Below are 12,361 nucleotides of genomic sequence, written 5' to 3'. Positions count from 1 at the left end.
GGGCGGCGTTGCGTGTCGTCAGTCGCGGTCGCTGTCGATCGCGGTGCGCTCGGTCGCGAACGGGTTGAGGCGGCGGATACGCCAAGGCTCGTTCGGCCAGGAGCCGGTCAGATACGGGTGATCGGGTTCGTTGCGCTCCAGCACCCGGCGCGCGTCGGCAGACAGCGTGTCGTTGCCGAGGCGGTCGTAGGCGAGTGCGAGCACGGCGACGGCATCGTTCTGATACTCGCTCTGCGGATAGGTCTCCAGCAGATAGGTCGCCCGCTCGGTCGCAGCGACGTATGCACCGCGGCGCAGATAGTAGAGCGCGGTCTCGATTTCGTGGCGCGCGAACATATTGCGCAGCGCGACCATGCGCTGGCGCGCGTCGGCGGCGTAGCGGCTGTTGGGGAAGCGCTCGGTGACGGTGTTGAAGTCGGCGTAGGCCTGATTGGGCGAGGCCAGGTCGCGGCGACTGCTGTCCAGACTCCACACGCGCTGCAGGAACACCGTGTCGCGGTTGGAGTTCACCAGCCCGCGCAGGTAGTACATGTAGGCGATGTTGCGGTGCGTGGGATAGGTCCGGATGAAGCGGTCGATGCTGGAGATCGCTTCCTCGTTGTTGCCCATCTTGTACTGCGCGTAGGCGATCTCGATCAGCGCCTGCTCGGTGTGCGGCCCGTAAGGGTACTGGGCGACCAGGCGGCGGAAGGTCGTCGCCGCGTTGCTCCAGTTGCCCATGCGCATCGACGCGTGGCCCTTGTCGTAGAGCTCGGTGACCGGCACGCCCTCGTTCTCGTCGTCCTTGGTCTTGCCGCGGGAACAGCCGGTGGCAACCAGCACGGCCAGCAGCAGGCACACCAGGGCGCGGGTCGTCGATGCAAGGCGTGGGGTCATGGAGGCGATGGGCGGTCGGGGCACGAACCGCGGATAATACCAGTCCGGGCCCTGTGCCCGTCGCCCACGCCTGAATCCGAGCCGTCCAATGCAGCCAGTCCCCAGCGACCTTCCCGACCAGCGCACCGCCACGGTGCCCGACGCCGCCGCGGGACGCCGATTCGACGCGGTCCTGGCCGAACTGTTCCCGCAGTTCTCGCGCTCCCGTCTCACCGCCTGGATCAAGGCCGGCGACGTCCTGCTCGACGGGGCCGTGCCGCGCCCCGTGACCCGGTGGTCGGGGTGAGACCGTCCGCCTGAACGTGGTCCTCGACACCCAGACCGAGGCGCTGCCGCAGGACATCCCGTTGTCGGTGCTGTACGAGGACGACCAGGTCTTCGTGATCGACAAGCCGGCCGGCCTGGTCGTGCACCCGGGTGCCGGCAACCCCGACGGCACCCTGGTCAACGCGCTGCTGTTTCGCGATCCGTCGCTGACCGCACTGCCGCGCGCAGGCATCGTCCACCGGCTCGACAAGGACACCTCGGGCGTGATGGTCGTCGCGCGCACGCTCGAGGCGCACAACGCGCTGGTCGAGCAGCTCTCGGCGCGCGACGTGCATCGCCAGTACCTCGCGATCGTCGTCGGGGCCCTGGTCTCGGGCGGCACCGCGGACGCGCCGATCGACCGGCACCCGCGCGATCGCCTGCGCATGGCTGTGCGCGAGGACGGCCGCGAGGCGGTCACCCACTACCGCCTGCGCGAGCGGTTCCGCGCGCACACCGCGCTCGAGTGCCGGCTCGAGACCGGCCGCACCCACCAGATCCGCGTGCACATGGCGCATCTGCGCCATCCGATCCTCGGCGACCCGCTATACGGCGGTGCGCTGAAGCTGCCCAAGGGCGCGTCGGAGGAGACCGCGGCGATGCTGCGCGGCTTCCGTCGCCAGGCGCTGCATGCCGAGACGCTGGAATTCCGCCATCCCACGACCGGCGAGGCCGTGCGCTGCAGCGCACCGCTGCCGGCCGACATGCAGGCCCTGCTCAAAGTGTTGCGCGCCGACGCTGCGGAGCACGGCGACCTGGCGCGCCGATGAGCGCCTGGCTGCCCGCCGACTGGCCCGCGCCGCCGGGCGTGCGCGCCGGGACCACGCTGCGTCATGGTGCGGGCGCGTCGGCGCCGCCGTTCGATCACTTCAATCTCGGCAACCGCTATTCGCCCGAGGGCGACGACCCGGTGGTCGTCGACCGCAACCGCGCCGCATTGGCGCAACTGCTTGCGCTGCCATCTCCGCCGCACTGGCTGCGCCAAGTGCATGGCACGACGGTGCTGCGTTTCGACGCGCCGGCCACTGGCGCCGAGTCGATCGATGCCGAGCCCGAAGCCGATGCGGCGGTGACGTCGGTGCCCGGGACCGTGCTGGCGATCCTGACCGCCGACTGCCTGCCGGTGGTGTTCGCCGCCGACGACGGCCGCGAGGTCGCCGCGGCGCATGCGGGCTGGCGCGGCCTGGCCGCCGGTGTGCTCGAACGTACGCTCGGCGCGATGCGCACGCCGCCCGGCGATGTGCGCGCTTGGTTGGGCCCGGCGGCGGGGCCGCGGGCCTATGAAGTGGGCGCCGAGGTGCACGATGCCTTCGTCGGGCCCGACGCGGGCGCGGCGGCGGCCTTCGTCGCTACCCGGCCCGGCCACTGGCGGGTCGACCTGTTCGCGCTGGCACGCCGCCGGCTGGTCGCTGCGGGCCTGTGCCCCGGTGCGCTGCACGGCGGCGGGCGCTGCACGATCTGCGAGCCGACTGCGTTCTTCTCGCACCGACGCGACGGCCGCAGCGGCCGGATCGCCACGCTCGCCTGGATCGGCGACTAGCGCCGCCAAACCGGTTCAGGCGCCCAGCCGGAGATCGCAATACAGTGTGGCGGCGCGCCCCGGCTCCGGGACGCGCCCCGCCTTGCCGACGATCGTCCTGCCGTATCCGTTGTGCGTCTGCTGTCCGAGCCGCCCGGTGCCGGCTGCGCGTGCGTCGCGCCTGGCCGCGCGTCGCCCCATCGTTTCTCGCCGATCTTTCCCTCCTTGCTCGAGATCCCTGCCATGTCGCTCAAGCCCTTCCGCCAGGCGTGCCGTCCGTCCCGTTCGCAGCTCGCCGCGGCGCTTGCCGCTGCACTGCCGCTGGCCGCCTTCGCCCAGGTCACCGACGCGCCGCCGACGACGGCCGCGACGCTCGATGCGGTCGAAGTGACCGCGCAGCGGCGTGTGGAAAACATCCAGGACGTGCCGGTCTCGATCACCACCCTCGATGCCGAGAAGCTCGGCGTGCTGGGCAGCGGTGGCACTGACATCCGGTTCCTGTCGGGCCGCGTGCCCAGCCTCAACATCGAGTCGAGCTACGGCCGCGCATTTCCGCGCTTCTACATCCGCGGCCTGGGCAACACCGACTTCGATCTCAACGCCTCGCAGCCGGTGTCGCTGATCTATGACGATGTGGTGCTGGAGAACCCGCTGCTGAAGGGCTTCCCGGTGTTCGACATCGCCGGCGTGGAGGTGCTGCGCGGCCCGCAGGGCACGCTGTTCGGACGCAACACGCCGGCCGGCGTGGTGAAGTTCGATTCGGTGCGCCCGAGCCAGGACTTCGAGGGCTACGGCAAGCTCGCCTACGGCAGCGACAACATGTGGAACTTCGAGGGCGCGGTCGGCGGCGCGTTGGCCGAGCGCTGGTCGGCGCGCGTGTCGGCGCTCTACCAGCGCCGCGACGACTCGGTGCGCAACACCCTGGCCGGTGCGCCCAACGACGGCTTCGAGGGCTACGACGAATCGGCCGCGCGCGTGCAGTTCCTGTACGAGGGCGACGGCTTCGAGGGGCTGTTCAACCTGCATCGGCGCGATCTCAATGGCACCGCGCGACTGTTCCGCGCCAACCTCGTCTCGCCGGGCGGCAACCGGTTCCGCCCCGGCTTCGACCGCGACCGGGTCGCGCTCGACGGCGTCAACTTTTCCGATCTCAAGACCTGGGGCGCCAGCGCCCGGCTGCGCTGGGACTTCGGCCAGTACAGTCTGTACTCGGTTACCGGCTACGAGACGCTGGAATCGTTGAACCGCGGCGACATCGACGGCGGCTACGGCGCCGTCTTCCTGCCCGACTCGGGGCCCGGGCTGATTCCCTTCTCCTCCGAATCGGCCGACGGTATTCCCGATCACAAGCAGATCAGCCAGGAAGTGCGCCTGGAGTCGAATCTCGACGGCCCCTTCGATTGGCAGGCAGGCGCGTTCTGGTTCCGCGAGGAACTGACCGTCGACAGCCTCAACTACGATTCGCTCAGCCCCGGCAATCCGCAGATCGGCCACGCGGTGCAGCAGCAACGCAATACCGCCTGGGCGCTGTTCGCGTCGGGCGAATACGCCGCGACCGATCGTCTGAAGTTACGCGGCGGCCTGCGTTACACCCAGGACAAGAAGGATTTCAGCGCCAGCGTGTTGCAGGCGGTGCCGTTAGGGACGCCGGTCGGCGGCCCGTACTTCGCCGATACCGATGTCGACGACATCAGCTGGGATGCGAGCGCGGTCTACGAGCTCAATGAGGACGTCAACGTCTACGGCCGCGTCGCCAAGGGCTTCCGCGCGCCCTCGATCCAGGGCCGGCTGGCCTTCGGCGGCATCTCGGTCGCGGATTCGGAAGAAGTGATTTCGTACGAGCTCGGCATCAAGGCGGACCTGTGGGACCGCCGTGGCCGGATCGGCTTCAACCTGTTCCGCTACAACGTCGACGGCCAGCAGCTGATCGCCGTGGGCGGCGCGACCAATCAGGCGATCCTGCTCAACGCCGACAAGTCGATCGGCCAGGGCGTCGAGCTCGACCTGCAGGCCTGGCTCACCGACACCCTGCTGGTGACCTGGGGCACGAGTTACAACGACACCGAGATCCGCGATCCGAACCTTGCGGTCGCGATCTGCGGCGGCGGCTGCACGGTCAACGATCCCACGGTGGTCATCGACGGGCAGACCTCCGCGCGCGTGGACGGCAATGCGCTGCCGCAGGCGCCCAAGTGGATCCACAACCTCACCGCGCGCTGGGGCGTGCCGGTCGGCGACGACGCGGAGTTCTACGTCTATACCGACTGGGCGTATCGCGGACAGGTCAACTTCTTCCTCTACGAGTCGCCGGAGTTCCGCGGCCGCTCGACCTTGGAAGGCGGCCTGCGCGTGGGCACGAACTGGAACCAGGGCCGCTACGATCTCGCCGTGTTCGGTCGCAACATCACCGACAGCACGCGCATCGTCGGTGGCATCGACTTCAACAACCTGACCGGATTCGTCAACGAGCCCCGGACCTGGGGCGTGGAGTTCATGGCGAAGTTCTAAAAGGCCGACCCGGCCCGCCGCCGATGGCGCGGCGGGCGCCGGCGTGGGGCGCACGCTATGGGTTCCGCCCGCCCGTTGCCGTCTCCCGGCAGGCGCCGCAAGATCGCGATGTCGGCGCACGCGCAGCCTGTCGACATGGGTCTGCTGACGACGGATGCGTCGGCATCTGTCGCGGTGACCGTGCGCTCGATCCCCCGTTTTTCCGGAATGCCGATGTCCACCGCTGCCGCTCCCCGCTCTCGTCTTCGCTGGTTCGTCGTCGGCGATATCAACGGCGTTTTCGGCCTCGTCGTCGACAACCTCTCGATCCTCGGCTTCATCGCCGCCGCGCTGGTCGGAATCTTCGGGGTGCCCGCTGACATCGTGTTCGGTCGCATGTTTCCGGGCACCGCGCTCGGCGTGCTGATCGGCAATCTGCTGTACACGGCGATGGCGCGTCGTCTTGCACGGCGCAGCGGCCGCGATGACGTCACCGCGATGCCGCTCGGCCTGGATGCCCCGACCAGCATCGGCATGGCCTTGCTGGTGCTGGGTCCCGCGTTCCTCGCGTTCGGCCGGCAGGGGATGGACGCCGAAGCCGCCGGCATCGCGACCTGGCAGCTGGGCATGGCCTCGCTGATCGTCATGGGCGTGCTGAAGCTCGCGCTGTCTTTCGCCGGCGACTGGATCACGCGCGTTGTGCCGCGCGCAGCACTGCTGGGTTCGATCGGGGCGCGGCGCTGATGCTGCTCGGTTTTCTGCCGCTGATCGAAACGCTGCGCTCACCGGTTGCGGGGATCGCGACGCTGGGCCTGCTGCTCTACGTGCTGGTCGCGCGCGGCCCCGTGCCGTTCCGTCTACCGGGCGTGCCGTTCGCGCTACTGGTCGGTCTCGCGTTGTACTACGGCCTCGGTCTCGCCGGCCTCTCGCCGGGCTTCGCGTTGCCGGACGCGAATTGGCCGGCGCCTGCACTGCCATGGCCGAACCTCGGGTTTCTCGCCGGGCTGCCTGCCACGCTGCCGTATCTGTCGCTGCTGCTGCCGTTCGGCCTGCTGATGGTCGTGGGCGGCATCAACGTCAGCGAAAGCGCACGCGCGGCCGGCGACGACTACCGCACGCGCGATGTGCTGCTGGTCGAGGCGATCGCGACGTTGGTCGCGGGCGTCTGCGGCGGCGTCGCCCAGACCACGCCATACATCGGCCAGCCGGCCTACAAACAGATGGGTGCGCGCAGTGGCTACACGCTGCTGACCGGGCTGTTTGTCGGCCTGGGCGGCATGCTGGGCCTGGTCTCGGGTCTGGTGCAGTGGCTGCCGGTCGCGGTCCTGGCACCGATCATCGTGTTTGTCGGGATCGACATCACCGTGCAGGCCTTTCACAGCACGCGACGCGAGCATGCGATCGCGGTGGCGCTCGCATTCCTGCCGGCCATTGCCTACCTGCTCAACATCAAGTTCGGCAATCCGGCCTGGATCGATCCTGCGCGGATGGCCGCGCTGTATGCACAGGTCGATGCCGGCCATGGCCTGCCCGAGATGGCGACGATCGTCGTGCTCGGCAACGGCTTCATTATCACCGCGATGCTGTGGGCGACGGCGCTGGTCGCGCTGGTCGATCGGCGCCTGGGCACGGCCGTGGCGACGCTGCTGGTGGCGGCGGTCGCGACCCTGTTCGGGGTGATCCATTCGGTGCACCCGGCCGGTGCGCTGGTGCTGCCGTGGCAACTGGAAGGGTTGCGCCAGGCGATCGCGTTCCAGTTCGCGGCCGCGTACGCGGTGCTGGCGGTGGCGATCGGCCTGCTCGGCCTGCAGCGACGACCGCCTGCGGTGATCGATCCGGGCTGAACGCAAGGCGCGCAAGCGCTATCCTGCGCGCCCGATCCGTTCCAGGCCGCGCGATGGCGCCGACGCTGTTCCAGACCCTGCTCGGCGCCGCGTTCTTCCGGATGCCCGATGCGCTGCGCACGCTGCACGGCGTGCGCGGGCAGGCGCGCCATGCCGGCGCGATGACGATCGAGCGCAGTCGGGGCTCTTGGCGCGGCTGTGTGCGCGTCTGGCCGGCGTGCCCGGCGCCACCACGGATGCGGCATTGACCCTGGATTGCACGACCGGGCCACGCGGGGAAATCTGGCTGCGCGATCTCGCCACGACGCCGAGACGGGCCCAGGCGCGCTGGCGGCTGTGGCACCGCAACGGCCAGCTGCGTTTGCGTCGGGGCGCGCTGCAACTACGCTGCGTCCTCCACCATCATAGCGGGACGCTGTACTGGAATGTGGTCGGCGCACGCGCGCTCGGCGTGCTGCCGCTGCCGGCGCGGCTGCTGGCGGACGTGCGTGGCAACGAGCGCGAGGTCGACGGGCGCTGCGTGTTCGAGATCGAGGCGGTGCTGCCGCTGGTCGGTCCAGTATTCCGGGCGCGCGGCTGGCTGCAACCGCAGACCGGCGAGGGCTGACGGGAGGCGCGGGCGGGTGGGCCCGCGACGCAGCGTTGCGCGGGGTCGCCGCAGGCCGTCGGCCGATCGCCGATAATGGCGCATCCCCCGCCTTTTGGATGCCGTGCCATGACCGCACAGACCCGTGCCGCGCTCGCCCAGGTCCCCGGCGTCGCCGCCGAACGCGACACCGCCACGCGCGAATTCGTCTTCAACCACACGATGCTGCGGGTCAAGGATCCGGTCGCATCGCTGGATTTCTACACCCGCGTGCTCGGGTTCACCCTTGCGCGCAAGGTGGATTTCCCCGACGCGAAGTTCTCGCTGTACTTCCTGGTCCTGATCGACGACGCCGGCGTCCTGCCCGACGACGACGAAGCGCGCCGCCAGTGGCTGGCCTCGCAACGCGGCGTGCTCGAGTTGACCCACAACCACGGCACCGAACATCAGGACGGCCCCGTCTACCACGACGGCAACCGCGAACCGCGCGGCTTCGGCCACATCTGCGTCAGCGTGCCCGACATCCGCGCCGCCTGCGCCCGCTTCGAAGCGCTGGAGGTCCCGTTCCAGAAGCGGCTCAGCGACGGCAGCATGCGCTCGATCGCCTTCATCAAGGATCCCGACGGCTATTGGGTCGAAATCATCCAGCCCGCGCCGCTTTGAGCTCAACCGGGGTTGCGTGGGGACGCTGAGGGTATCGACCGACTCGGAAGAAAAGCGACTCTGACCCCGGTGTTAGCCCCGTCAGCGGGTCTGTTGGAGGCGGTCGAGGAAGTCGCGTCGCCAGGCGTGGATGTCGTAGCTGGAGATGCGCTGCATCATCGACTGCCAACGCTCGCGGCGTTCGTCCAGCGGCATCTTCAGGGCCGCGGCGATCGCGTCGGCGACGCCGTCGCTGTCGAAGGGATTGATCAGCAGGGCGCCGTCGAGTTCGCGGGCGGCGCCGGCGAAGATCGACAGCACCAATGCGCCGGGATCTTCGGGATCCTGGGAGGCGACGTACTCCTTGGCGACCAGGTTCATGCCGTCGCGCAGCGGGGTGACCAGGCCGATGCGCGCCAGCCGGTAGAAGCCGGCCAGCGTCGCGTGCGGGTAGGTGCGGTTGACGTAGCGCACCGGCGTCCAGTCCGGGTCGGCGTGGGCGCCGTTGATGTGGCCGGCGTACTGCTCGAGTTCGCGGCGCAATGCGCGATAGCTGGCGACGCCGCCGCGCGAGACCGGGGCGATCTGCAGGTAGGTCAGCTGGCCACGCAGGTCGGTGTGCTTGTCGAGCACGCGCTCGAAGGCGCGGAAGCGCTCGGGCAGGCCCTTGGAGTAGTCCAGGCGGTCGACGCCGATCGCCAGCGCGCGACCGGTGAGGCTGGCCTGCATCCGCCGCACCGCGGGATTGCGTGCGGCATTTGCCGCCAGCTTCGCGATCGCCGAGGCGTCGATGCCGATCGGGAAGGCATCGGCCTGGAAGCTGCGCCCGTCGTGGTCGCGCAGCGTTCCGCGCGTGGCCACGCTGCCGCCGCGGAACAGCCGGATGTAGTCCTGGAACCGCTCCAGGTCGCGTTCGGTCTGGAAACCGACCAGGTCGTAGGCAGCCAGCGCGCCGAAGGTCTTTTCGTGGTGCGGCAGCCCGGCCACGATGTCGGCCGAGGGGAACGGCACGTGCAGAAAGAAACCGATGCGCGCGCGCACGCCGCGTCGGCGCAGCTCCTGTGCGAGCGGCAGCAGGTGATAGTCGTGGACCCAGACGATGTCATCGTCGCGGATCTCCTTGGCCAGTTTCTCGGCGAACAGCGCATTGACGCCGCGGTAGGCGGCCTGGGTCAACGCGTTGTAGTCGACCAGATCCAGCCTGAAATGCAGCAGCGGCCACAGCGTGCGGTTGGAGAAGCCGTTGTAGTAGCCCTCGTAGTCCTCCCGCGACAGGTCGATGGTCAGGTAGTCGATGTTCTCGTGCGTGGCGCGATGCACCTCGCCCGAATGCGCGCGGGCAACCTTGCCGCTCCAGCCGAACCACAGGCCGCCGGCCTCCTTGAGCGCGGCATCGAGCGCGGTCGCCAGGCCGCCGTTCTGGTCCGAGTCCGGCAGCGCCACCCGGTTGGAGACGACGACCAGGCGACTCATGCCGCCTCCTGCCACGACCGCGACAGCCGCATCGCGGCCATGATCAGGCCGACATGCGAGTAGGTCTGCGGGAAGTTGCCCCATGCCTCGCCGTCCTCGAACGACATGTCCTCCGACAGCAGGCCGAGGTGGTTGCGTCGCGCGAGCATGGTCTCGAACAGACTGCGTGCTTCGTGGTGGCGCCCGATCGAGGCCAGCGCGTCGATGTACCAGAACGTGCAGATCGTGAAGCTCGTTTCCGGCGCGCCGAAATCGTCGGGGACGACGTAGCGGAACAGGCCGTCGCCATGGCGCAACGTGCGTCCGATCGCATCGACGGTGGCGATGAAGCGCGGGTCCTCAGGCGTCACGAAGCCGAGATCGGCAAGCAGCAGCAGCGAGGCGTCGAGGCGGTCGCCGCCGAAGGCATCGGCGAAATGACCGAGTTCGGCGTTCCAGGCCTCGGCCAGGATCCGCGTGCGCATCGTATCGGCGCGCTCGCGCCAGTGGGTAGCGCGCGCGTCCAGGCCGAGCTGCACCGCAATCCGCGCCAGCCGGTCGCACGCCGCCCAGCACATCGCGCTTGAATAGGTGTGCACGTGGGCCTTGCCGCGGAATTCCCACAGCCCCGCATCGGGCTGGTCGTAGAGCTTCCAGGCCAGATCGCCGAGTGGTTCGAGCTTGGCGAATGTCGCTGCATCGCCCGGGTGTTCCAGGCGGCGGTCGAAGAACAGCTGGGCCGAGGCCAATACCACGCTGCCGTAGGTGTCGTGCTGACGCTGCACATAGGCCAGGTTGCCACGACGCACGGGACCCATGCCGCGGTAGCCGGCCAGGGCGGGCATCTCCTCCTCGGTCAACTCGTGCGCGTAGTCGATGCCGTAGACCGGCTGCATGTCGCCGTCGTCGCTGACCGCCAGGTTGAAGATGTAGCGAATGTATTCCTCCATCGTCCGGGTCGCCCCCAGGCGATTGAGCGTGCGCACGACGAACGCCGCGTCGCGCAGCCAGCAGTAGCGATAGTCCCAGTTGCGTGCGGTGCCCGGTGCCTCGGGGATCGAGGTGGTCATCGCGGCGATGATGCCGCCGCTGTCCTCGTACTGGCACAGCTTCAGGGTGATCGCGCTGCGGATCACCGCCTCCTGGAAGTCGAGCGGGATCGACAGGTAGCGCACCCACTCGCGCCAGTAGTCGGTCGTGCGGTGCAGGGCGTCGCGCACGAACTCGTCGATCGGCTGGGTCAGCGTTTCGTCCGGGCCGAGCACGAAATGCAGATCGCGATCGAGCACAAATGCCAGGCCTTCGCGCAGCAGCCGGATCGGCATGTCGGTGGTCGCGCGCAGCGCGAAGTCCTGCAGCAGGAAACGGATGTGGTTGCTGCCCCAAGTGCTTTCCGGCGTGCGCGCGCCCCAGTCGGCGAGCGGGCGCAGCAGCACGCGGATGCGCGGGCTGCCCGAGAGCAGGCGGACCCGGCGCGTCAGCATGACAGGGCGGTAGAACCGCCCGTGCTGGCGCCAGCGCGGCGCGAAGTCGAGGATCTCGATCGAGGCGCCGTGGCGGTCGTGCAACACCGTGCGCAGGATCGCGGTGTTCTCGATGTAGGTCTGCTCGCTGCGCGCGAAATCGTCGAGTTCGATCGACCAGTCGCCATGGCCGGCCTTGGGCGAGAGCAGGGCGCAGAATGTCGGATCGCCGTCGAAGGCCGGCAAGCACGACCAGACCAACCGGGCCTTCGCGTCGAACAGCGCGCCGAAGCTGCCGTTGCCGACGAGGCCCAGGTTGAGGGTGGAGGTGTCGGCTGGCGTCATCGGGAGATCTCCGGGGCGGGGCGGAAAGGGGGGCGGGCACGCCGAGCCAGCGGTGCACTTGGGCCGGGTCGGCCAGCGCGAACTGGGCGGCCGAGGCAGCGCGGTCGCCGACCAGCACGCTGATACCGCCACGGGCATTGACCGCGGCAAAGCCGGTCTCGTCGGTCAGATCGTCGCCTGCGAACACCGGACGGCGGCCGGCGAACGGCGACTCCTCCAGGAACGCGAGGATCGCACTGCCCTTGTCGGCATGCTCGGGGCGCAGTTCGACGACATGGTCGCCGGGCTGGAGCTGGTAGCCGGGCAGCCGCGGCAGCATGGCTTGGGCGAACGTGCGCAGTGCGACCTCGGCCTGCGGCGCGCCGCGCCAGTGCAGGCCGAGCGCCGCGCCCTTGTCTTCGACCACGGCCCCGGGATACCGACGTGCGACCACCACGGCCTCGTCGCGGATCGCGGCCAATGCGGCCGGCGACGGCGCGCCGTGGCCGATGCCATCGGCACGGCGCCGCTCGACGCCGTGCAGGCCGGCGGCGGTGAACCGTTCGGGTGCGAACAGCCGGTCGAGCGTCGTCAGGCTGCGTCCGCTGACCAGCGCCAGTGCACCGCCCAGTGAAGCGCGCAGTGCGACCAGCCGCGCGAGCAGCGCGGCGGGCACGGACACCGCATCAGGACGTTCGGCGAATGGCAGCAGGCAGCCGTCGACATCGAGAAACAAGGCCCAGTCGTCGGCTGGAGGCGGGGGCGGCCCGCGGTGCGGGGCGGGGGTGGAGGGCGAGGGCGCGGTGGCTTCCAGTGATTGGCGCATCGCAACATGATTGCCTGCGCGGCGATAAACCGATGT

At 69.5% G+C, this 12,361-nt stretch carries 9 protein-coding genes and 2 pseudogenes; 8 read left to right on the top strand and 3 right to left on the bottom strand.

Features of this window, described 5'->3' with window-relative positions; all coding sequences use genetic code 11:
- Positions 1 to 18 precede the first annotated feature (18 nt).
- Entirely contained in the window at positions 19 to 876 is an 858-nt protein-coding gene (locus BEN78_02965) for a competence protein (GenBank protein ID ASR42506.1), read from the bottom strand.
- 88 nt (positions 877 to 964) lie between these two features.
- Between BEN78_02965 and BEN78_02960 the strand changes: the two are divergent.
- The 7 genes and pseudogenes from BEN78_02960 to BEN78_02930 all read left to right on the top strand — a co-directional run bounded on the left by BEN78_02960 (position 965) and on the right by BEN78_02930 (position 8,281).
- Positions 965 to 1,952, top strand: a pseudogene (locus BEN78_02960) (RNA pseudouridine synthase).
- On the top strand, positions 1,949 to 2,722 hold the full coding sequence (locus BEN78_02955; protein ASR42505.1) for a multi-copper polyphenol oxidoreductase: 774 nt from the start codon (positions 1,949 to 1,951) through the stop codon (positions 2,720 to 2,722). Before BEN78_02960 ends, BEN78_02955 begins: the two are co-directional and overlap by 4 nt.
- Before the next feature lie 222 nt (positions 2,723 to 2,944).
- A complete protein-coding gene (locus tag BEN78_02950; GenBank protein ID ASR44874.1) occupies positions 2,945 to 5,209 on the top strand; it encodes a TonB-dependent receptor in 2,265 nt (754 codons plus the stop codon).
- Positions 5,210 to 5,416: 207 nt separating this feature from the next.
- Positions 5,417 to 7,032, top strand: a pseudogene (locus BEN78_02945) (hypothetical protein).
- Positions 7,033 to 7,085: 53 nt separating this feature from the next.
- Positions 7,086 to 7,280, top strand: a complete 195-nt coding sequence (locus BEN78_02940) for a hypothetical protein (GenBank protein ID ASR42504.1) — start codon at positions 7,086 to 7,088, stop codon at positions 7,278 to 7,280.
- Positions 7,277 to 7,639, top strand: a complete 363-nt coding sequence (locus BEN78_02935) for a hypothetical protein (GenBank protein ID ASR42503.1) — start codon at positions 7,277 to 7,279, stop codon at positions 7,637 to 7,639. The genes BEN78_02940 and BEN78_02935 overlap by 4 nt, the downstream gene beginning before the upstream one ends.
- A 108-nt stretch (positions 7,640 to 7,747) precedes the next feature.
- Entirely contained in the window at positions 7,748 to 8,281 is a 534-nt protein-coding gene (locus BEN78_02930; GenBank protein ASR42502.1) for a lactoylglutathione lyase, read from the top strand.
- A gap of 81 nt (positions 8,282 to 8,362) precedes the next feature.
- On the opposite strand, the gene BEN78_02925 is transcribed toward BEN78_02930, so the two are convergent.
- Positions 8,363 to 9,733: an alpha,alpha-trehalose-phosphate synthase (UDP-forming) gene (locus tag BEN78_02925; protein ASR42501.1), complete on the bottom strand. Its 1,371-nt coding sequence runs from the start codon at positions 9,731 to 9,733 to the stop codon at positions 8,363 to 8,365.
- Positions 9,730 to 11,520, bottom strand: coding sequence for a glucoamylase (locus BEN78_02920; protein ID ASR42500.1), 1,791 nt, complete (start codon positions 11,518 to 11,520; stop codon positions 9,730 to 9,732). Before BEN78_02920 ends, BEN78_02925 begins: the two co-directional genes overlap by 4 nt.
- A gap of 58 nt (positions 11,521 to 11,578) precedes the next feature.
- On the opposite strand from BEN78_02920, the gene BEN78_02915 reads away from it, so the two are divergent.
- Positions 11,579 to 12,133: a hypothetical protein gene (locus tag BEN78_02915; GenBank protein ID ASR42499.1), complete on the top strand. Its 555-nt coding sequence runs from the start codon at positions 11,579 to 11,581 to the stop codon at positions 12,131 to 12,133.
- The last annotated feature ends 228 nt before the right edge of the window (positions 12,134 to 12,361 follow it).

This window comes from Xanthomonas citri pv. mangiferaeindicae (assembly GCA_002240395.1).
In the GTDB taxonomy this organism is placed as follows: Bacteria; Pseudomonadota; Gammaproteobacteria; order Xanthomonadales; family Xanthomonadaceae; genus Luteimonas; species Luteimonas citri_A.
Note: the sequence above shows the minus strand (reverse complement) of the source record. Positions and strands in the feature narration are given on the sequence as shown.

Coding starts and splice junctions, on each gene's coding strand:
- BEN78_02930 (ASR42502.1), top strand. CDS start 7,748: ATGACCGCACAGACCCGTGCCGCGCTCGCCCAGGTCCCCGGCGTCGCC.
- BEN78_02955 (ASR42505.1), top strand. CDS start 1,949: ATGAGCGCCTGGCTGCCCGCCGACTGGCCCGCGCCGCCGGGCGTGCGC.
- BEN78_02950 (ASR44874.1), top strand. CDS start 2,945: ATGTCGCTCAAGCCCTTCCGCCAGGCGTGCCGTCCGTCCCGTTCGCAG.
- BEN78_02965 (ASR42506.1), bottom strand. CDS start 876: ATGACCCCACGCCTTGCATCGACGACCCGCGCCCTGGTGTGCCTGCTG.
- BEN78_02925 (ASR42501.1), bottom strand. CDS start 9,733: ATGAGTCGCCTGGTCGTCGTCTCCAACCGGGTGGCGCTGCCGGACTCG.
- BEN78_02920 (ASR42500.1), bottom strand. CDS start 11,520: ATGACGCCAGCCGACACCTCCACCCTCAACCTGGGCCTCGTCGGCAAC.
- BEN78_02940 (ASR42504.1), top strand. CDS start 7,086: ATGGCGCCGACGCTGTTCCAGACCCTGCTCGGCGCCGCGTTCTTCCGG.